Below are 20,099 nucleotides of genomic sequence, written 5' to 3'. Positions count from 1 at the left end.
ATATGACTTCGCTTCCGTACCACGGGCTGCGTCTGCTGGCGGTCCATGCCCACCCCGACGACGAATCCTCGAAGGGTGCGGCTACGAGCGCGAAGTACGCCTCACTGGGAGCACGGGTCCTCATCGCGACCATGACCGGCGGCGAAGCCGGAGACATCCTCAACCCCGCACTGCTGCAGAGTCCGAAGGCCAGCCGCGACATCGCCGGCCTGCGTCGCGAGGAGATGGCCACCGCAGCGGCGGCTCTCGGCGCCGAACACGTGTGGGTCGGCCATGTCGATTCGGGCCTGCCCGATGGAGACTTCGACAATCAGACACCGCCCGGATGCTTCTACCGCGTGCCCGACGAGGTGGCCATGCTGCCGCTGGTCCACATCATCCGCACCTTCCGACCGCAGGTGGTGACCACCTATGACGAGCTCGGCGGCTACCCGCATCCCGACCACATCAAGAACCACGCCGTGACCATGGCCGCGGTCGCGGCGGCCGCCGACGGAACGGCTCATCCCGAACTCGGCGAGCCCTGGCAGGTGCAGAAGGTCTACTACAACCAGGACCTGTCGGCGAAGAAGTGGATCACCATCCACGAGAAGATGACCGAGGCGGGACTCGAATCCCCGTTCGCCGAACATCTTGAAGACTTCAAGAAGCGCGACAGCAAGCGCAACAACTGGCTGAGCACTCAGATCCCCTGCGCGGAGTTCTTCCCGGCCAGAGATCGGGCACTGCTCTCGCATGCCACTCAGATCGACCCCGAGGGCGGGTTCTTCTCGGCCTCACGCAAGGCCGCCCGAACCTACTGGCCGACGGAGGAATTCGAATTGGCTCTCGACCGGACGGACCGAGAGCCGCTGCGCCCGGGAGTCGACTTCCAGGAGGGCGACCTGTTTGCGGCGGTGACCTTCGACGACGGTCGTCGTGTCCCCGACGCGGGGATGCTGCCGGACACCCCCGAGGCCGAGAAGGAAGCCGCAGACCCAGCCTCGGACCCGGATTCTCCCGTGGCGGGCCCAGGGCAGTCCGGCGCAGAGGGATCCGCCGCCTTGACCGAAAGTGACACCCACGCATGATCATCGCGTCCACACCCGAATCGACCCCCGGCGGTGGTGCCCCGGATCCGGACCTGGTGACACCGGGAACGATCGGCTTCCTCGCCACCTTGGCCGTGGCCGTCGTCGTGATCTTCCTCATCCGCGATGCCCTCCGACGGGTCCGTCGGGTGCGGGCGCGCTCGGGAGAGACCGATGCCTACCCGATCCCGCTGCGTCGGCATGTGGTGCCCAACCAGTCGAAGCTGTCGGGACCGGAGGGGCCGAAGGACGGCCCCGCCTCCGCGGCTCCTCCGGCCGGGCCCGACGGCGGTTCGGCCGACGCCGGTTCACCCGCTTCCGACGACAGCACCTCCGATCGTGATTCCGAGGCCTCCGGCCCGACGTCCGAGACTCCAGACGAGCGAGACTGAGGCTCGGGCTCCGTCTGAGAGGCAGGCTCCGTTCAGGCGAAGGGCGCGATCACCCGATGCTGACCGCGCCCTCGACCGTCGTGGGCCGGGAGGTTCAGTACGCGGCGACGGCCGCGACGATCAGTGCCGCGAGATGGCATCCGTAGCCGAAGATCGTGAGGATGTGGAAGATCTCGTGGAAGCCGAGCCATTTCGGTGAGGGATTGGGCCGTTTGATGCCGTAGACCACCGCTCCGGCGATATAGCAGACACCGCCGATGACGACGAGGATGCCGACGGCGGGATTCGTCGCCCAGATCTGGGGAATGTATCCGACTCCGGCCACACCGAAGCCGACATAGATGGGAACGAAGAGCCACCTCGGCGCGGTGGTGAAGATCGTGCGGAAGGCGGCACCGAGTGCCGCTGCGCCCCACAGCACCGACAGCAGCAGGACCGCTTGGTCGGTGCGGAGCATGAGCACGGCCAGCGGGGTGTAGGTTCCGGCCGTGATGAGGAAGATGTTGGCGTGGTCGAGGCGGCGCAGGATGAGGCGGGCTCGGGTGCGCCAGCGTCCGCGATGGTAGACGGCCGAGGTGCCGAAGAGCAGCATCCCGGTGATCGCGAAGATGGCCGCCGCGATGCGCGACTCGATCGTCGGTGAGATGATCACCAGCGCGAGTCCGCCGAGCATCGCCAGGGGGAACGCCCCGGCATGGAACCAACCGCGCAGCTTCGGCTTCACATGCCCGGCGAGTTTGGTCAGCTCGGCACGCAGCGCGGAGCGTCGCCGGGCGATGTGCAGGGGATAGGGCATGTCGACCCGTGGGGGCGGGGCATCGGCGCGGGAGCCGTCGGGAACGACTGATGAGGGTTCGGTGGCCGGAGCATTCATGACACCATGGTATCGAGCGGGTCTGAGGCCTCATTCAGCATCGTCGGCTAGTAGTCTGTACGTGTCCGAACCTGACTGCGAACAACGCGAAAGAAGACAGCTGTGGCCCGACCGGTGAACCTGCTCTATCGGCTGTACGAGCGACGACTCAAACGCGAGCTCGACAAGTCGGTGCCGGTTCCCCGCCACGTCGGAGTCATCACCGACGGCAATCGGCGGTGGGCCAGGGAGTTCGGGGCGACCACCGCCGACGGGCACCGGGCGGGAGCGGCGAAGATCGTCGAGTTCCTCGGCTGGTGCTTCGAGATCGACGTCGAGATCGTCACTCTCTACGTCCTGTCCAAGGAGAACCTCGCACGGTCGGCCGAAGAGGTCTCGATCCTCATCGAGATCATCTCCGACCTGGTGGAGAAGATCGCCGCCCTCGACGGCGTCGGAGTGCAGCTGGTCGGCGATCTCGAAATCGTGCCGGCGGACCTGCGCGCCCGGCTCGAGGCAGTGACCACGGACTCCGACTGCGGAATGCGCGTCAACGTCGCCGTCGGCTACGGCGGTCGGCAGGAGATCGTCAACGCCGTCAGATCCCTGCTGCGGGCCCGCAACGACGACGGCACGGATCTCGAGACGATCATCTCCGAACTGTCCCCGGAGCAGATCGGCGAGCACCTCTACACCAAGGGCCAGCCCGACCCCGACCTCATCATCCGCTCCTCCGGAGAGCAGCGGCTGTCGGGGTTCCTGATGTGGCAGAGCGCCTATTCCGAGTTCTACTTCTGCGAAGCCTATTGGCCGGATTTCCGCCGCACGGACTTCCTCCGCGCCGTCCGCGACTACGGGCTGCGACAGCGCCGGTTCGGCAAATAGCCTCCCTGCTCCCGGCGCCGGGAGCGTTCCTGACCGTTTCTTGCCGGCTTCTCGTCGGCCAACGCGCGTTCAGTCCGAGTTCATGGTCACGACTTTCCCGAACACGCGTGCCGGTACCGAACCCGGAGCCGAACCGGGTTAGGTTGGCAGTAGTTGGTCGACACCAACCCGAGATCGGGGGATGTCTGAACCGGATCTCGGCGGAACTCACGCCACAGAGGTCCTCATGGCTGAAAATGTCCATACCTACGTTCTCGACACATCTGTGCTGCTCTCGGATCCGGGCGCTCTTCTGCGCTTCGCCGAACACCATGTCGTCATCCCGCTCATCGTCGTCTCCGAGCTCGAAGCGAAGCGCAATCACTCGGAACTCGGCTTCACTGCTCGCAAGGCCCTGCACATCCTCGATGACTTCCGGTCGGACTTCGACCGGCTGGACCAGCCCATTCCCGTCGGGGAGGCCGGGGGGACGCTGCGCGTCGAACTCAACCACATCGACGCTTCGACGATGCCGGTCGGGTTCGACCGCACGGAGAACGACACGCGCATCCTGGCCGTGGCGCGCAACCTCTCGGCCGAAGGACACGATGTGGTCGTGGTGACCAAGGACGTTCCGATGCGCGTGAAGGCCTCGGCTTTGGGACTGCACGCCGAAGAGTATCTGGCCGAACTGGCCACCGACTCCGGCTTCACCGGGATGAGCGAGGTCGGTCTCGACGACGAGCAGATGAGCGAACTCTACGACTCGGGCTCGGTCGTCACCGAGGCCGTGTCCGATGAGATCGTCAACACCGGCCTCGTCATCACCTCCCCGCGCGGGTCCGGCCTCGGCAGGGTCCAGCCCGGCAATCGGGTGTCCATGGTGCGCGGGGACCGGGACATCTTCGGAGTCCACGGACGTTCGGCGGAGCAGAGGATCGCCATCGACCTGCTGCTCGACGACGCGTTGGGAATCGTCTCCCTGGGAGGGCGAGCCGGAACGGGGAAGTCCGCGCTCGCCCTCATGGCCGGTCTGCAGAAGGTGCTCGAGGAGGACGAGCACTCGAAGATCATGGTCTTCCGGCCGATCTACGCGGTGGGCGGTCAGAATCTCGGTTTCCTGCCCGGCAGCGAGGGGGAGAAGATGAACCCCTGGGCCGAGGCGGTGTTCGACACCCTGAGCGCCCTGGTGAGCAAGAACGTCATCGACGAGGTGGTCAACCGGGAGATCCTCGAAGTGCTGCCGCTGACGCACATCAGGGGGCGTTCGCTCCATGACGCATTCGTCATCGTCGATGAGGCGCAGTCCCTGGAGCGCAATGTGCTGCTGACCGTGCTCTCGCGCATCGGCATGAATTCGAAGGTCGTGCTCACTCATGACGTCGCTCAGCGAGACAACCTGCGCGTCGGCCGCCATGACGGCATCGCCGCGGTGATCGAGAAGCTCAAGGGCCACGATCTCTTCGCCCATGTGACCCTCACGCGCTCGGAGCGTTCGGAGATCGCGGCACTGGTCACCGACGTGCTCGAGGAATTCGACCCCTTCCGGGCCTGAGCCGCCTCGAGACGCGGCGGGAAGCGACGAGAGGAGACGTTGAGAGCAGGCGCGAGGCGACGAGACGAGGCGTCTGTTCGTAAGCCGTCGCTGCGTCGAGGCGCTTGTGGTCACAAGATCGGCCCGTTTGTGGTCACCGCGCCGAGGTGATTCGCCCGAATCGGCCATTCCGCCTCGGTGCGGTGACCACAAACGTGGCGCGACCGGGCTCTGTGCGACACAAACGTGGCGCGACCGGGCTCTGTGCGACACAAACGTGGCGCGACCGGGCCCTGAGCGCCCAGAGACGCGACGCCACCGCGACGAAGCATGAGGGGCGGCCCACCGACAACCGGTGGGCCGCCCCTTTCAGCGAACTCGAGCGTGAGGCTTACTTGTAGTTGCCGATCATCGTGGTCACGTCGAGCGCCTTGTCGAGGTCGGCCTCGGTGATCGATCCGTCTTCGACGAACCCGAGTGCGACCGTGGCCTCCTTGACCGTCATCTTGTTGGCCACGGCGTGCTTGGCGATCTTCGCCGCAGCCTCGTAGCCGATGACCTTGTTCAGCGGGGTGACGATGGACGGGCTCGCCTCGGCCAGGAAGCGGGCGCGCTCCTCATTGGCTGCGAGACCGTCGATCATCTTCTCAGCCATCACGGTCGAGGAGTTCGCGAGCAGCCGGATCGACTCGAGCAGGTTCGAGGCCATGACGGGGATGCCGACATTGAGTTCGAACGCACCGTTGGTCGACGACAGCGAAACGGTGGTGTCGTTGCCGATCACCTGGGCGGCGACCTGGATGGTGGCTTCACAGATGACCGGGTTGACCTTGCCGGGCATGATCGAGGAACCGGGCTGCAGATCGGGGATCGCGAGTTCGCCGAGACCCGTGTTCGGGCCCGACCCCATCCAGCGCAGGTCGTTGCAGATCTTCATGTAGCCGTAGGCGATGGTCCGCAGCTGACCGGAGGCCTCGATCAGCCCGTCGCGGTTGGCCTGGGCCTCGAAGTGGTTGCGGGCCTCGGTGATCGGCAGATCTGTCTCCTCGGCGAGGATCTCGATCACGCGGGAGGAGAAGCCGTCGGGGGTGTTGATGCCGGTGCCCACGGCGGTCCCTCCCTGTGGCACCTCGGCGATGCGGGGCAGTGAGGCCTCGATGCGCTCGATGCCGTAGCGGACCTGCGCAGCGTATCCGCCGAACTCCTGGCCCAGCGTCACCGGGGTGGCGTCCATGAGGTGGGTGCGGCCGGATTTGACGATGGAGGAGAACTCCTCGGCCTTCTTCTCCAGCGAGGTCGCCAGGGTCTCCATGGCCGGGATGAGCGTGTTCACAAGGGCCTTCGTCACGGCCAGGTGCACGGAGGTGGGGAAGACGTCGTTCGAGGACTGGGAGGCGTTGACGTGATCGTTCGGGTGAACGTTGATTCCGTCGGCCTCGAGCGCCTTGGTCGCCAGCGAGGCCAGAACCTCATTGGTGTTCATATTCGACGAGGTCCCCGAACCGGTCTGGAACACGTCGATGGGGAAGTGTCCATCGTGCTCACCGGCGATGACCGCGTCGGCGGCGTTCTGGATGGCCGTGGAGCGGGCCTTGTCGAGGACGCCGAGCTCGAGATTGGCCTTCGCAGCGGCCTTCTTCACCTGTGCCAGAGCGGCGATATGAGCCGATTCGAGGGTCTTTCCGGAGATCGGGAAGTTCTCGACCGCGCGCTGGGTCTGGGCGCTGTAGAGGGCGTCCTTGGGGACCTTGACCTCACCCATGGTGTCGTGTTCGATGCGAAACTCTTCGCTCATTGCTGTCCTTTCCGTTGTGCTGTCGGGGAGTTGTCGGTGAAGTCGACCACCGAGGCGGTCGAGGCTCAGGAAGCGTAGTTCGACACGGCCGCCTCGTCGCCCCCGTACTGGGCGACGACCGTGGTGTGTCCGTCATGGAGCTGGTAGGTCAGACCGACGATGATGAGTCGGCCCTCGTCGACGGCGGTCTTGATGATCGTCGACAGCTGCATGATCTTATCGACCGTGTCCATGGTGTTCTGGGCGACGGTTTCGTTGATCGTCGTCCGGTTGTTCTTCCTGGCCCTGGCCACGGTGGGCAGGAGTCGAGCGACGACATCGGAGATGAAACCGGAGGGAGTCTCACCGGAATCGTAGGAGTCATAGGCAGCCGTCACGGCCCCGCAGCTGTCGTGGCCGAGGACGACGAGCAGGGGAGTGTCGAGCATTTCGACGCCGTACTCGAGCGAGCCGAGGGTGACCGGGTCGATGACCTGACCGGCGTTGCGGACGACGAACATATCGCCGAGGCCGACGTCGAAGATCATCTCAGCGGCGACGCGGGAATCCGAGCAGCCGAAGAGGGTGACGAAGGGCTTCTGATCGTTCGACAGCGCTTCGCGTCGTGCGGTGTCCTGGTTGGGGTGCTGCGGAACGTCGTCGACGAACCGCCGATTTCCCTCCAAGAGTCGATTCCACGCTAGATTGGGCATCGCTTTCGAACCTGCTTCCGATTTCGAGATGGTGACGCCGGCCCCGGGGCCGGGCCCGGTCAGGGAGGTCAGATGAGACCGCGTCGCGCGGCCTCCTCGGCGGCCTCCATGTATGAGTGGGTCTTCGCGGTCTGGTGCTCGGCGAAGACCTGTCGGACGGTGCCCGACTTCGACCGCATGACCAGCGAATGAGTGGTGACATGACCGCCCTGGAACTTCACTCCGTTCAGCAGGTCGCCGTTCGTGATGCCGGTGGCTACGAAGTAGCTGTTGTCGCCGGTGACCAGGTCGTCGGTGTTGAGGACCTGATTGACGTCGAGGCCGGCCGCGGCGGCGGCTTCGCGTTCGGAGTCGTCCTGGGGCCACAGACGACCCTGGATGACTCCGCCGAGGGCCTTGATGGCGCAGGCGGTGATGATGCCCTCGGGGGTGCCGCCGATGCCCATGAGCATGTCGACTCCCGTGCCGGGGCGGCAGGCGGCGATGGCTCCGGCGACATCACCGTCGGTGATGAGCTGGATGCGGGCCCCGGCGGCGCGGACCTCATCGATCATCTGCTGATGGCGGGGACGGTCGAGGATCATCACGGTCACCGAGGCGGGGTCTTTCGTGCGCTTTGCCTTGGCCACGCGCCGGATGTTCTCGGCGATCGGCAGGCGCAGGTCGACGGCATCTGCGGCAGCCGGTCCGGTGACGAGCTTCTCCATATAGAACACGGCCGAGGGATCGTACATGGCACCATCCTCGGTGACGGCCATGACCGAGATCGCGTTGGGCATGCCGAGAGCGGTCAGCCGGGTTCCGTCGATCGGATCGACGGCCACATCGCAGTGGGGGCCGGTGCCGTCGCCGACCTGCTCGCCGTTGAACAGCATCGGAGCTTCGTCCTTCTCGCCCTCACCGATGACGACGTTGCCGGCCATCCGGACGGTGGAGATGACATTGCGCATCGCGGCCACGGCGGCACCGTCGGCGGCGTTCTTGTCGCCACGGCCGACCCAGGGGGCGGCGGCGATCGCGGCCGCCTCGGTGACTCGGACCAGTTCGAGGGCGAGGTTGCGATCGGGCGCATCTCCGCTGACCTGTGCTTGCTGTGACCAGCTGTCGGTCACAGCGACGGGGGGAGCCTCCTCATCGACTCGTCCTCGGTCATGGTGAGATTTCGCGTCAACAGGTTCTTTGGAGTCACTCATGCGTCCAATTGTGCCACCCCTGTGATGAGGGTCGCGACAGCGGCATGTGGTTGTGGTCCCGACCACAGGCGGCATGGTGATTGGCTCTTCGCGCGCGAGACGAGGACAATGGCGATGTGAATGTCCGAAATGCCGCCTACGAGACGGGGACGCGAGCGGTCGATGATGCGACGCCGACCCCCAAGGGAGAGTCCATGGCTGACGAGTCCGGAGTGATGCTGCCGGGGTCGCGGGAAGAGATGCGCTTCCTGCGGAGGAACTCGAACTGGGTGAATATGATCATCGCCATCCTCGCCTGCCTGGCGGTTGTCGTGGGGATCCTGTTCATCGCGCCTCAGCCCGAGGTCGACTCCGAACGCGTCGTCGACTATCAGGGCATCGCCGAACAGTCCGAAGGCAATGCCGACTTCGACCTCATCATCCCGCAGATCCCCCGCGGCTGGTCGGCGAACGAAGCGAGCCTCGACCGCTTCAATGACTCCGAATACGTGTCGTGGTACATGTCGTTCATCGGACCCGAGGACCAGTGGGTGAGCATCGAACAGGCCAAGGCGAGCCAGAACTGGGCGAAGAAGAAGACCGAAGGTGCTGCGGCCGTCGAGACGCTGACCGTCGGCGGATTCGATTTCCAGGTCTATCGCACCGACGATGCGAAGGAATACTGGGTCACGCACAGTGACGACGTGTACGTCGTCATCACTGCGACGGCGTCACCGGACACGATTAACTCCTTCGCCGATCAGGTGGCCGCTCAGCTGAAGTGACTGCGCCGCCCCGACAGCGGCTGCGCAGCTGAAACGACCGGCCGAACCGACCGCACAGCTGCGGTGACTGCGTTCACTCGCTGTCTTCGGCGGTTTCCTCGCGGGCCTTGTCGAGGCGCTCTCTGGCTCCGTCGAGCCAGGACTGGCAACGATCGGCCAGTGCCTCGCCGCGCTCCCACAGGCGCAGCGATTCCTCGAGCGGCAGATTTCCGGTCTCGAGACGTTTGACGGTCATGACGAGCTCTTCGCGCGCCTGCTCGTAGCTGAGCGTGCTGATGTCGGGCTGATCCTGCTGCGTGGCCGGTTCGGTCATCGGTGTCTCCTTCGTAGCGACGGTGGAACTGTTGTGGATCCGCTCCGGTGCGCGGATCCAAGGCTGCCGGGATTCGGAGCTGTGAGCGCTGCGACTCGGGCGTCAGCTCCCGGCCCCGGGACTGTCGGCTGCAGGGCTGTCGGGTTCGGGCGTGGTCTCGGTGATCTCGGCATCGAAGCGGCCCTGAGCGACCCGCACATGGACCGTGTCTCCCGCAGCCACATCGGCGGCATCCCGGACGGCCTGACCCGCATCGGTCTGCACCACGGCGTACCCGCGTTCGAGGGTGCGCAGGGGCGAGAGGGAACGGGCCTGTGAGCGGAGGTGGTGGATCTCGTTCTGGGCTTGGAGGACCAGCCCGTTCGTCGCCTGCAGACTGCGACGACGGATCGTTGCCAGTTCGTTCTCGTGCGCGGTGATCAGAGTCTGCGGTTCGGCCAGCACCGGTCGTGAGCGCACGGCGGTGAGCATCTCCTGCTCCCTGTCGAGAATGCGGTTGACCGCGGCCTCGAGCTCGGCCCGGGCCCGCAGGAGGTTCATCCCCTCTTCGGCGACGTCGGGCACGATCCTCTTGGCCGCATCCGTCGGTGTCGAGGCGCGCATATCGGCGACCTCGTCGAGGATGGGACGGTCGGCCTCGTGTCCGATAGCGGAGACGACCGGGGTGCGGGCATCGGAGACGCCGCGGACCAGGGCCTCGTTGGAGAAGGGCAGGAGGTCCTCCATGCTGCCGCCGCCGCGGGCGATGACGATGACGTCGATCTGCGGGTCCTCATCGAGCTCGGCGAGGTTCCTCATCACACCGGGGACCGCATCGGGGCCCTGCACGGCGCAGTTGCGGATCTCGAACTGCGCGGCCGGCCACCGCAGGTGCACATTGCGCACGACGTCCTTCTGCGCATCCGAGTCACGGCCGGTGATGAGACCGATGCGATTCGGCAGGAACGGCAGACGCAGCTTCCGGCCCGGGTCGAAGAGACCCTCTGCCGCCAACTGCTTCTTCAGACGTTCGAGTCGGGCGAGCAGTTCGCCCAGCCCCACTGCGCGGATGTCATTGGCCCGCATCGTCAGCCGACCGGTCTTCGCCCAGAAGTCGGCTTTGAGGTTGGCCACGACATGGCTGCCCTCGGTCAGCGGGGCACCGGTGCGCTCGAGGACGTTTCTCCAGATCTGCACCGGCAGCGACATCTCGACGTCGGAGTCGCGCAGCGTCAGATAGCTGGCCTTGCCGCGATGATTGAGTTCGACGACCTGTCCCTCGATCCACACGCTCGACATGCGATCGATATAGGACTTCATCTTCGACGACAGCAGGCTCAAGGGCCACGGGTTCTCCGCCGTGGTCTCGGCTGCGGTGGCGGCGAGCTCCTTCGGCTCGACGGACTCGCCGAGTGTTCCGGGAGTACCGGAGATTCGTTGCGCCATGGTGTGTCCCCTTCCGATCATAAGCCTAACGAACGGCACTGACTCAGCCCATATCTCGGTTCCTAGGCGTTGTCCGCGTCCCCGGCTTAGACTGAAGAGATGACCGCCGTTTCCGTTCCCACCCCGACGATTCCGCGTCAGCGCCTGACTCCGGATGAGATCCGGACCCCTGCCGGCACCCAGCAGCGAATCCTGTTGGCCGCACCGCGCGGCTACTGCGCCGGAGTCGATCGCGCGGTGATTGCCGTCGAACGCGCCATCGAACACTACGGCGCCCCGATCTATGTGCGCAAGGAGATCGTGCACAACAGGCATGTCGTCGAGACCCTGTCCGAACGCGGTGCCGTCTTCGTCGCCGAGACCGACGAGGTTCCGGAAGGGGCACGCGTCGTGTTCTCCGCCCATGGAGTCTCACCGACCGTCCACGCCGAGGCGGCCGAACGGTCCCTGTCCACGATCGATGCGACCTGCCCCCTGGTGACGAAAGTGCACAAAGAGGCGATCCGGTTCGCTCGGGACGGTTTCCGGATCCTGTTGGTCGGTCATGCCGGTCATGAGGAGGTCGAAGGGACCATGGGTGAGGCGCCGGAGCACATCACCCTCGTCCAGAGTCCCGAAGAAGCGCGCACCGTCAGCGTGCCCGCCGATGCGAAGCTCGTGTGGATCTCCCAGACGACCCTGAGCGTGGACGAGACGATGGCGACCGTCGATATTCTGCGCGAACGCTTCCCACAGCTGCAGGACCCGCCCAGCGACGACATCTGCTACGCCACGCAGAACCGGCAGGTCGCGGTGAAGAAGATCGCTCCCGAAGCAGACCTCGTGCTCGTCGTCGGCTCGGCGAACTCGTCGAACTCCGTGCGCCTGGTCGAGGTCGCCCTCGAGAACGGGGCGAAGACGGCTCACCGCGTCGACTTCGCCCGTGAGATCGACGAAACCTGGTTCCACGATGTCGCCACCGTCGGAGTGACGTCCGGAGCCAGCGTGCCCGAGAATCTCGTTCAGGATGTGCTGTCGCTGCTGGCCGACTACGGATTCGACGCCGTCGAGGAGGTCGTCACCGCCGAGGAGGACCTCATGTTCTCCCTGCCGAAGGAGCTGCGCAAAGACCTCAAGGCCGCCGGGCAGAAGACATCGAACCGTGCCGACGGCGCCGAGCGCAGCCACGGCACCGTCTGACGTCCCCTCGGCTCTCAGCTCGTGCCCGTGTGCCGATCACGCAGATCGGTGGGGCCGCGATCATCGAAGGACCTCGATCGGGGACGCGTGAGTTCCTCTGCGCTGACGCCGCGGGAGCGAGCATCGAGTTCCGCGACCGCGTCGAGCTCCTCGGCGACGATCCCCGTCGAGGGGAACTTCCGTGCGGTGACGAGGAACCGTGATTCCAGCGATGAGACGAACCGGTTGTAGTCCTCGACCGAGCGATCGAGACTGGATCCCATCCGCGAGACATGGGTGATCAGGGTGCCGACTCGTTCGTAGAGTTCGGTGCCGAGCCTGAGCACCTCGGTCGCCGAGGTGGACATATCGGCCTGGCGCCAATTGAGCGCCACGGTCTTCAGCAGCACCAACAGGGTCGCCGGAGAGGCGAGAACGACGTTCTTGCCCAGAGCGTGGTCGATCATCTTCGGATAGCTCGCCGCAGCTGAGGAGAGCAGTCCGTCGGTGGGGACGAAGCAGACGACGAAGTCCGGTGAGGTCTCGAAGGCCTTCCAGTACTCCTTCGACGCGAGCGCATCGACATGGCGCAGCAGAGCCCGAGCATGATCTTCGCTGTCCGCCCCTTCCGCCGACGCGTCACTGCCTTCTCCGTTCATCCGTGCCGACAGCGGTGTCTTCGCGTCGATGACGATGGTGCCGCCGCCGGGCAGGTGCACGACCATGTCGGGGCGGTGGCGTTTGCCGTCCCGGTCGGCTGTCACCTGGGTGTCGAAGTCGACGTGGGGGAGGAGCCCGGCGTATTCGACGATGCGTTTGAGCTGGACCTCGCCCCAGTCGCCTCGGTGGGTGGTTGAATTCAGGGCGTTGGCCAATGAGCCGGTGGACTCCTGGAGACGGAGGTTCTGTTGGCTGAGGTGACCGATCTGGGAATTCAGGCGTGTGATCTGCTCCATCTGCGTCCGGTCTTGGGAGTGCAGGTTCTCCTGCAGATTCTTCACACTCGCCGCCAGCGGTCCGATGGCCGCAGTGATCTCTCCGGCCATCTGCGCATCGGCTTCGAGATCCTCGGTGCGCTCCGACAGGATGCGCGAGGTGGTCTCGGCTCGAGTGAGCCTCTCAAGGTAGCGCGACCGAGTCAGTGCGCGTCCGAGGAGGAAGCCGAGGGCAGCGGCGAGGACGATCGCCACGATGAAGGCGATGATGACACCAGTTGCGGGGAAAGCGTTCATAGATCCAGCGTGTCAGACGGCACGGACATGGGAATTCGAGCACCGCCTCGGCGACAGCTAGACTGGGATACCGTGGCTTTGACTATCGGAATCGTGGGACTGCCCAATGTCGGCAAGTCGACCATGTTTAACGCACTGACCAAGAACCAAGTTCTCGCGGCGAACTACCCGTTCGCAACGATCGAACCGAACGTGGGCGTCGTCCCTCTGCCGGATGCTCGGCTGACGAGGCTGGCGGAGATCTTCTCCTCCGAGAAGATCCTCAATGCGACCGTTGACTTCGTTGACATCGCCGGCATCGTGCGCGGTGCGTCCGAAGGCGAGGGCCTGGGCAATCAGTTCCTGGCCAACATCCGCGAAGCCGACGCCATCTGCCAGGTCATCCGCGGATTCGTCGATGACGATGTCGTCCACGTCGACGGCAAGATCAGTCCCGGCGACGACATCGACACGATCAACACCGAACTCATCCTCGCTGATCTCCAGACCCTGGAGAAGGCTCGGCCCAGGATCGAGAAGGAAGTCAAGGGCAAGCGCGCACCCGCCGAGCAGCTGAGCGCGATCGATTCCGCCACCGAGATCCTCGAGAGCGGGAAGACGCTCTACCAGGCGATGCAGGCCGACGGTTTCGACGTCAGCGTGCTGCGTGAGCTGCAGCTGATGACCGTCAAGCCTTTCCTGTATGTTTTCAACGTCGACGACGAGGTGCTCGCCGACGAGGACAGGAAGGCCGAGATGCGGGCCCTCGTGGCCCCCGTCGAGGCGATCTTCCTCGACGCGAAGTTCGAATCCGAGCTCGCCGAACTCGATGAGGACGAGGCACGCGAGATGCTCGAATCGACCGGTCAGGAGGAGAGCGGGCTCGACCAGCTCGCCCGGGTCGGCTTCGACACGCTCGGCCTGCAGACCTACCTGACCGCCGGCCCGAAGGAATCCCGGGCATGGACGATCCCCAAGGGAGCCACCGCCCCCGAGGCGGCCGGAGTCATCCACACCGACTTCCAGAAGGGCTTCATCAAGGCCGAGGTCGTGTCCTTCGACGCGCTCGACGCCCACGGTTCGATGGCTGCCGCGAAAGCCGCCGGCAAGGTCCGCATGGAGGGCAAGGACTACGTCATGGCCGACGGCGATGTGGTGGAATTTCGTTTCGCCGTATAACCTCTCGCGTCGATCGAGCGGTCTGACCTGCCGATGCGATGACCAAAATAGGTCAGCAGGCACTGTATAGTTCAGTGCATGCTGACCATTGCTTCACGCCTCGACGTCATGTACCGGCTCGGCCGAGCCATGGCGGACCCGACGCGATCCCGGATCCTGATGACCCTGCTCGACGGCCCGAGCTATCCGGCGGTGCTGTCGCGCGAGCTGGAGCTGACCCGGTCGAACGTGTCGAACCACCTGACCTGTCTGCGCGACTGTGGCATCGTGGCCGCCGAGCCCGAGGGGCGGCAGACGCGCTACGAGATCGCCGACCCGCACCTCGCTGCGGCGCTCACGGCGCTCGTGGATGTGACGCTGGCCGTCGACGAGCACGCGCCATGCGTTGATGACCAGTGCCCGGTGCCGGGCTGCTGCGGGACGGGGGCAGGCGCATGAGCGCGGCGTGCGGCTGCGACGAGCCCGAGACCACGGTCGGCGAAGCAGTTGAGGAGGTGCAGGAGCGACCCTGGTGGCGGGACCGCGGGATCATGGTCCCGGTCCTCTCCGGCGTCGCTTTCCTGACCGGTCTCGTCCTGGAGTGGTCCGGGCTCGAGATCCTGGCGCTGGTGCTGTTCTGGCTCGGTCTGCTGCTGGGAGCGTCGACGTTCACCCCGGGCGCGATCCGCAAACTGTTCAAGCGCAAGCTCGGCATCAGCCTGCTGATGACGATCAGCGCCATTGGCGCGGTGATCCTCGGCTACGTCGAGGAGGCCGCGGCCCTGGCGTTCCTGTACTCGATCGCTGAGGCGCTGGAGGACAAGGCGATGGACCGCGCCCGCGGCGGGCTCCGGGCGCTGCTCAAACTCGTCCCTGAGACAGCGACCATCCGCCGCGACGGCGCGACGGTCGAGGTCGCCGCGAAAGACCTCCAGGTCGGGCAGCTCATGCTGGTGCGCCCCGGTGAGCGGATCGCGACCGACGGCATCGTCCGCACAGGTCGGTCGAGCCTGGATACCTCCGCGATCACCGGCGAGTCGATCCCGGTCGAGGTCGAGCCCGGCGACGCGGTGTCGGCCGGGGCGATCAACACCGCCGGTGCCCTGGAGGTCGAGGCGACCGCGGCGGGTACGGACAACTCGCTGACCACGATCGTGGAGCTGGTCGAGCAGGCGCAGGCCGAGAAGGGAGACCGCGCTCGGCTGGCCGACCGGATCGCCCGACCCCTCGTGCCCGGCGTGCTGATCCTCGCCGCTCTCGTCGCGATCATCGGCTCGCTGCTCGGCGACCCGGAGCTGTGGATCACCCGCGCCCTCGTGGTGCTCGTCGCCGCGTCGCCGTGCGCGCTGGCGATCTCCGTCCCGCTCACCGTCGTCGCCGCGATCGGCTCGGCGAGCCGGTTCGGCGTGATCATCAAGTCCGGTGCCGTGTTCGAGCGCTTCGGCGTGATCCGCCACGTCGCCGTCGACAAGACCGGCACCCTCACCCGCAACGAGCCCGCCGTCACCGCCGTCCTCACCGCCGACGGCGTGACCGAGGCGCAGGCCCTGGCCTGGGCGGCATCCCTGGAGCAGCACAGCACCCACCCGCTGGCCGCCGCGATCACCGCCGCCGCACCCGGAGCCCCCGCCGCCCTGGACGTCACCGAGCAGGCCGGGCACGGCATCGAAGGCACCCTCGACGGGGCCCGGGTCACCGTCGGCAGCCCTCGCTGGCTGGACTCGGGGACGCTCAAGGACCAGGTCGCGGGCCTGGAGGAGCAGGGCATGACCGTCGTCATTGTGCACCTCGACGGGGTCCCGGTCGCCGCGATCGGGGTCCGCGACGAGCTGCGCCCCGAGGTCCCAGAGGTCGTGCGCACCCTCGCGGCCCAGGGCGTCGGGATGACCATGCTCACCGGCGACAACGCCCGCACCGCCCGCGCGCTGGCCGCGCAGGCCGGGATCGGGGACGTGCGCGCCGAGCTGCGTCCCGAGGACAAGGCCGCCGCGATCAGCGAGCTGGGCAGGCACGGCTCGGTCGCGATGATCGGCGACGGCATCAACGACGCCCCCGCCCTGGCGGCCGCGGACATCGGCATCGCGATGGGCGCGACCGGCTCCGATGCCGCGATCGAGTCCGCCGACGTCGCCTTCACCGGCCACGACCTGCGGCTCCTCCCGCGGGCGTTCGACCACGCCCGCCGCGGCAGGCACATCATCAACCAGAACATCATCCTGTCCCTGCTGATCATCACCGCCCTGCTCCCGCTCGCCCTCTTCGGCGTCCTGGGACTCGCTGCCGTGGTGCTCGTGCACGAGATCGCGGAGGTCATCGTGATCCTCAATGGCTTGCGCGCGGCCCGGACCCGGAAGGAGCAGATCGTATGAAGGTCGAACTGCTGCACATCGTCGACTGCCCGAACACGGCCATCGCCGAAGCAAACGCGCGCGCCGCGCTGGATGCCGCCGAGCTCGCGGAAGTGCCCATCGAGCTGGTAACGATCCACACCGAGACCGAAGCGGTGAACACCCGATTCGGAGGCTCGCCCACGATCCTCGTCGACGGCGTCGACCTGTTTCCGACGCAACCGGTTCGCTCGCTCGCGTGCCGGGTCTACGCGACTGAGCGCGGGTACGCCGGTGCACCGACTCCGTCTCAGATCGAGGAGGCGTTGCACGAGACCTATCGTTGACGTCGAACGCAAGCTGTCGGTCCCGGACGCGGGGCCGAGCGCTTCACTGCACACCTCAAGAGGGTGGTATGTACCGGAAATCGGTGGAGTTCCGCTTCAATGTGTGAGGCGATTGGCTGCCTATCGCGTTGACCAGCGGGGTTCAGTCGTCCAAGAGTGGGTTGTATCTCATGCTCAGCCCTCGTTCGATCGCCGCGAGGCCTCCGGCGATGACGACGAGGAGGTTCTGCCAACCCGCGAGGCGGATCGCCGGGATCTCGAATACTGGGAGCCCGACGTACGACGTCAGCAGACCGACGAGGTTGATCAGCTGAGGAAGCTCGAGCAGAAGCACCCCCACGACGATGAGGGTGGCAACGATTCCGACTGCTCGACTGGTTGCGGGGTGCTGTCGGTCGAGGTTCGCTCGCCAAGCCTCGGCGGTGCCCGCAGCAGGGGTCAGCGGCTGGGTCTCCCGTGCCTTCGCCTCGCGGATGCGTACGTACTTCATCCCGAGCTTTGCGACAGCTGCCTCGATGTGCGCGCCGTCTTCGATGGGGAAGGAGGCCTTGCGTCGCGTTGTGTCGACGAGGCGACCGTCGCGGTACAGGGAGATGCGCTCATCGAGATCGAGGTACCCGGAGTCGACGACGTAGTGATGTCCGTTCCGGTGCACCTCGAATCTCCCCCGGATGAGGCCGGCTCCCCACCGGAGGGGCCTCAGCGTCGTTGATGATTGCGTGGTCACGATGCGACTCCTCGAAACATGTCGTCGATGGATGTCTGCAGCAGCGCGAGCGCCCGATCGGGCGAGGACTGGCCGAGGAGAACCTGCCCGCTGAGCCCTTCGGCCGTAGCAAGGAGTCCCTGAAGAGTGCCTTCGGTGTTGTTCGAGTCAAGGCGGATCCTGCTGGATTCCAGGAGGCGTTCGAGGAAGGCGAGAAGTTCGGCGTGCCCCTCGCGGATCCTCGTCGCCAGGATGTCCTCCGTGAGCGCCAGCGACTCGAACTGTGCCACCACCCGCAGTCGTCGCATCGCTGTGTCGTCGGTGGGAATCATCGCGCGCAGGACGGCGGTCAACACCTGTTCCGGCGCGGCGGCTTCCCCGACGGCCGTGGTCGCCTCTGCGGCAACGGCGTGCTGTACCGAGTCGAAGGCCGCGAGCATCAGAGCAGTGCGGTCGGGGAAGTAGTGCTGAACCCGGCCGGGCGAGACCCCAGCAGCGGCAGCAACTCGTCGCACCGTCAACGCGCCGGCACCTTCCTCCGCCACCAGTACGCACGCTGCGGCAGCGATAGCGCCGCGCACTGTCTCGTGGTCCCGCCCCACACCTCGGCTCACTGGCACCTCCTAATCGATACGAGTGCATCGGATTGCGAGGCAGGTGTGCCAGATGTTCGTCCGTGCCGGAACTCGGTGGAGTTCCGCTTCAACCTGTGACCAGCGGCGGTGCCGACAACCCGCTTCTACGCAGTTGGCGCACGGATCGCGGAGCGACCGCGGATGCTCGTGGCGCTCTGGGCGCGGATTCCGGCTCTGCACAAGAGATACCCGACGCGCGCCGACGGTTCAATCATCGACGGGATCATCTGAGGACCGCGTGAGGCGGCAGGACAAGCTGGCGTGACGAGAGCCAGCGGAGATCCGCCGATCGATCTGAAGGTGAAGAGTCCCCTCGGAGGTCGACGGCGAAAATGGGGGCATGTACGAAGAACGCCATCCTGACTCGCCTGTTGTGCAGTGCATGTGGCAGGCACGGGCGACGCGAGAGGAGCGCTACCTCGTGCCGGCTGTCGAGCACTGGGACCTATGGTTCACCCGCGCGGCAGATGGGGAGCTTCGCGCCGGAATAGCCGGCCCTTCCATAGGGCACCGTTGGATTCGCTCGACAGTCGGGGAGCACAGCTGGGGTGTTCAGCTGAAGACTCATATCGTTCTGCCCGGAGTGCGCAAGGACCTTTTGCTCGGAGCGAAGCAGCAGTTCGTCGTCGAGGACGGGTTCATCACGCTCGGGATGCAGGCGGTGCCGTTCCCTGAGTTCGAGGATCTGGAGAGTTTCGTACAGGGACTGCTGGAGCTCGATGTGTTGCGCCATGACCACGCTGTTCAACGGATGCTCACTGGCGATGATGCGGGCTATTCGACGCGGCGTCGGCAACGTCGGATCCGAGCCGCGACGGGTCTTACTCGTAAGCAGATCGAGCAGGTGTCGCGCGCGTGAAGCGTATGCCCTGTTGCTGCAGGGCGTGCCGCCGATCGAATGCGCTGAGCGATGCGGATTCGCGGACCAGGCCCATCTGACTCGTTCGCTCAGGGTATTCCATGGCCAGACGCCGGCCCAGGTTCTGGCAGGTCGGTGAGGGCGTTTTTGTTCAAGACGGTGGCGTTCCTGCGGTGATGGACTGAGAGCTCGCGTTCTCACTGGGTTTTCGAGTATTGGAGCAATCGATGTCCGCACCTCCCGCCCCCGAAGGCTATGCCACCGTCAACCCCTTCATCATCACGAGAGATGCCGATGACGTGACGCGGTTCGTGATCGAGGTCTTTGATGGCGAGGAGCGAGTGGAAGCCCGCACCATCGATGAAGACGGGCTGCTGCTACAGAGTGAGGTGCGCGTCGGTACGACCACCATCATGCTCGCCGAGCGTAAGCCGGGCTGGCCGTTCACGCCGAGCCTGCTCCAGGTGTACGTCGACGACCTTGAGCTGGTGCTCGAGCGTGCCCTCGCGCGCGGAGCACGTCTGGTCACGAAGCCAACCGATTTCTTCGGCGCGCAGTTCGCGCGTGTGTAAGACGCGAGTGCGAATCTGTGGTGGATCTGGCGACACGGCGACGCGGCGTGGGACGTGCATGATGATGAGAAGGAATGGCCGGCCGCAGGAAACGACGTCGGGTGGGCCGAGGTATCGCCCGATCTCGAGTACATCCATGACACGCTGCTGGAAGCGATGTCTTCGCTGCGTGACCCAAAGGGGTCATAGGCCCAATCGACCGGAGGCCGGTCGGCTGGTCACCCGTGCAGC

Annotated in this window: 22 protein-coding genes; 13 read left to right on the top strand and 9 right to left on the bottom strand. The window is 65.8% G+C overall.

Annotated elements, in window-relative coordinates:
- Positions 1–2: 2 nt before the first annotated feature.
- Together mca and IG171_RS19050 are read left to right on the top strand one after the other, a co-directional pair.
- Entirely contained in the window at positions 3–1,070 is a 1,068-nt protein-coding gene (mca, locus tag IG171_RS09165) for a mycothiol conjugate amidase Mca (protein WP_212131341.1), read from the top strand.
- Positions 1,067–1,462, top strand: a complete 396-nt coding sequence (locus tag IG171_RS19050) for a hypothetical protein (protein ID WP_249204224.1) — start codon at positions 1,067–1,069, stop codon at positions 1,460–1,462. The genes mca and IG171_RS19050 overlap by 4 nt, the downstream gene beginning before the upstream one ends.
- Positions 1,463–1,556: 94 nt before the next feature.
- Here IG171_RS19050 and IG171_RS09155 read toward each other — a convergent pair whose 3' ends face one another.
- Complete coding sequence (locus IG171_RS09155) at positions 1,557–2,336, bottom strand: hemolysin III family protein (RefSeq protein WP_212131340.1); 780 nt, start codon at positions 2,334–2,336, stop codon at positions 1,557–1,559.
- Positions 2,337–2,438: 102 nt separating this feature from the next.
- On the opposite strand from IG171_RS09155, the gene IG171_RS09150 reads away from it, so the two are divergent.
- Both IG171_RS09150 and IG171_RS09145 read left to right on the top strand, forming a co-directional pair.
- Positions 2,439–3,200, top strand: coding sequence for an isoprenyl transferase (locus tag IG171_RS09150; protein WP_212131339.1), 762 nt, complete (start codon positions 2,439–2,441; stop codon positions 3,198–3,200).
- Between the two features lie 226 nt (positions 3,201–3,426).
- Positions 3,427–4,734: a PhoH family protein gene (locus IG171_RS09145; protein ID WP_212131338.1), complete on the top strand. Its 1,308-nt coding sequence runs from the start codon at positions 3,427–3,429 to the stop codon at positions 4,732–4,734.
- A gap of 370 nt (positions 4,735–5,104) precedes the next feature.
- Here the strand turns inward: IG171_RS09145 and IG171_RS09140 are convergent, their stop codons facing one another.
- The 3 genes from IG171_RS09140 to glpX all read right to left on the bottom strand — a co-directional run bounded on the left by IG171_RS09140 (position 5,105) and on the right by glpX (position 8,393).
- Positions 5,105–6,508, bottom strand: coding sequence for a class II fumarate hydratase (locus IG171_RS09140; RefSeq protein WP_212131337.1), 1,404 nt, complete (start codon positions 6,506–6,508; stop codon positions 5,105–5,107).
- A 65-nt stretch (positions 6,509–6,573) separates the two neighbouring features.
- Entirely contained in the window at positions 6,574–7,200 is a 627-nt protein-coding gene (locus tag IG171_RS09135) for a carbonic anhydrase (RefSeq protein ID WP_212131336.1), read from the bottom strand.
- 68 nt (positions 7,201–7,268) lie between these two features.
- Positions 7,269–8,393, bottom strand: coding sequence for a class II fructose-bisphosphatase (gene glpX / locus IG171_RS09130; protein WP_212131335.1), 1,125 nt, complete (start codon positions 8,391–8,393; stop codon positions 7,269–7,271).
- A gap of 116 nt (positions 8,394–8,509) precedes the next feature.
- Between glpX and IG171_RS09125 the strand changes: the two genes are divergently transcribed.
- Entirely contained in the window at positions 8,510–9,157 is a 648-nt protein-coding gene (locus IG171_RS09125; RefSeq protein WP_249204222.1) for a DUF4245 domain-containing protein, read from the top strand.
- Positions 9,158–9,230: 73 nt separating this feature from the next.
- On the opposite strand, the gene IG171_RS09120 is transcribed toward IG171_RS09125, so the two are convergent.
- Positions 9,231–9,470: an exodeoxyribonuclease VII small subunit gene (locus tag IG171_RS09120; RefSeq protein WP_212131333.1), complete on the bottom strand. Its 240-nt coding sequence runs from the start codon at positions 9,468–9,470 to the stop codon at positions 9,231–9,233.
- A gap of 102 nt (positions 9,471–9,572) precedes the next feature.
- A complete protein-coding gene (gene xseA, locus IG171_RS09115) occupies positions 9,573–10,895 on the bottom strand; it encodes an exodeoxyribonuclease VII large subunit (protein WP_212131332.1) in 1,323 nt (440 codons plus the stop codon).
- Positions 10,896–10,994: 99 nt separating this feature from the next.
- On the opposite strand from xseA, the gene IG171_RS09110 reads away from it, so the two are divergent.
- Positions 10,995–12,074 carry a 4-hydroxy-3-methylbut-2-enyl diphosphate reductase gene (locus IG171_RS09110; protein ID WP_212131331.1) on the top strand — a complete coding sequence of 360 codons (1,080 nt, stop codon included), beginning with the start codon at positions 10,995–10,997 and terminating at the stop codon, positions 12,072–12,074.
- Positions 12,075–12,088: 14 nt separating this feature from the next.
- Here the strand turns inward: IG171_RS09110 and IG171_RS09105 are convergent, their stop codons facing one another.
- Complete coding sequence (locus tag IG171_RS09105; RefSeq protein ID WP_212131330.1) at positions 12,089–13,285, bottom strand: DNA recombination protein RmuC; 1,197 nt, start codon at positions 13,283–13,285, stop codon at positions 12,089–12,091.
- Positions 13,286–13,357: 72 nt separating this feature from the next.
- Here IG171_RS09105 and ychF point away from each other — a divergent pair, with 72 nt between their 5' ends.
- The 4 genes from ychF to IG171_RS09085 all read left to right on the top strand — a co-directional run bounded on the left by ychF (position 13,358) and on the right by IG171_RS09085 (position 17,096).
- The gene (ychF, locus tag IG171_RS09100; protein ID WP_212131329.1) at positions 13,358–14,443 is read left to right on the top strand and encodes a redox-regulated ATPase YchF; all 1,086 of its coding nucleotides are present in this window, start codon (positions 13,358–13,360) and stop codon (positions 14,441–14,443) included.
- A 78-nt stretch (positions 14,444–14,521) separates the two neighbouring features.
- On the top strand, positions 14,522–14,881 hold the full coding sequence (locus IG171_RS09095) for a metalloregulator ArsR/SmtB family transcription factor (protein WP_019619456.1): 360 nt from the start codon (positions 14,522–14,524) through the stop codon (positions 14,879–14,881).
- Positions 14,878–16,791 (top strand): cation-translocating P-type ATPase, encoded by a 1,914-nt coding sequence (locus IG171_RS09090; protein ID WP_051082907.1) that lies wholly within the window; start codon positions 14,878–14,880, stop codon positions 16,789–16,791. The genes IG171_RS09095 and IG171_RS09090 overlap by 4 nt, the downstream gene beginning before the upstream one ends.
- On the top strand, positions 16,788–17,096 hold the full coding sequence (locus tag IG171_RS09085; protein ID WP_019619454.1) for a hypothetical protein: 309 nt from the start codon (positions 16,788–16,790) through the stop codon (positions 17,094–17,096). The genes IG171_RS09090 and IG171_RS09085 overlap by 4 nt, the downstream gene beginning before the upstream one ends.
- Before the next feature lie 142 nt (positions 17,097–17,238).
- Here the strand turns inward: IG171_RS09085 and IG171_RS09080 are convergent, their stop codons facing one another.
- The gene (locus IG171_RS09080; protein ID WP_028704971.1) at positions 17,239–17,823 is read right to left on the bottom strand and encodes a hypothetical protein; all 585 of its coding nucleotides are present in this window, start codon (positions 17,821–17,823) and stop codon (positions 17,239–17,241) included.
- Positions 17,820–18,383, bottom strand: a complete 564-nt coding sequence (locus tag IG171_RS09075) for a TetR/AcrR family transcriptional regulator (protein ID WP_249204220.1) — start codon at positions 18,381–18,383, stop codon at positions 17,820–17,822. The genes IG171_RS09080 and IG171_RS09075 overlap by 4 nt, the downstream gene beginning before the upstream one ends.
- Before the next feature lie 141 nt (positions 18,384–18,524).
- Between IG171_RS09075 and IG171_RS09070 the strand changes: the two genes are divergently transcribed.
- The 3 genes from IG171_RS09070 to IG171_RS19045 all read left to right on the top strand — a co-directional run bounded on the left by IG171_RS09070 (position 18,525) and on the right by IG171_RS19045 (position 19,868).
- Complete coding sequence (locus IG171_RS09070) at positions 18,525–18,668, top strand: hypothetical protein (RefSeq protein WP_168216587.1); 144 nt, start codon at positions 18,525–18,527, stop codon at positions 18,666–18,668.
- A 109-nt stretch (positions 18,669–18,777) separates the two neighbouring features.
- Positions 18,778–19,296, top strand: coding sequence for an AraC family transcriptional regulator (locus IG171_RS09065; RefSeq protein WP_249204219.1), 519 nt, complete (start codon positions 18,778–18,780; stop codon positions 19,294–19,296).
- Between the two features lie 227 nt (positions 19,297–19,523).
- The gene (locus IG171_RS19045; RefSeq protein ID WP_249204218.1) at positions 19,524–19,868 is read left to right on the top strand and encodes a hypothetical protein; all 345 of its coding nucleotides are present in this window, start codon (positions 19,524–19,526) and stop codon (positions 19,866–19,868) included.
- Positions 19,869–20,099: the final 231 nt, after the last annotated feature.

This window comes from Brevibacterium sp. SMBL_HHYL_HB1 (assembly GCF_018208375.1).
GTDB lineage: Bacteria > Actinomycetota > Actinomycetes > Actinomycetales > Brevibacteriaceae > Brevibacterium > Brevibacterium intestinavium.
The sequence above is the reverse complement of the archived record's forward strand: the minus strand, read 5'-3'. Positions and strand labels throughout refer to the sequence as shown.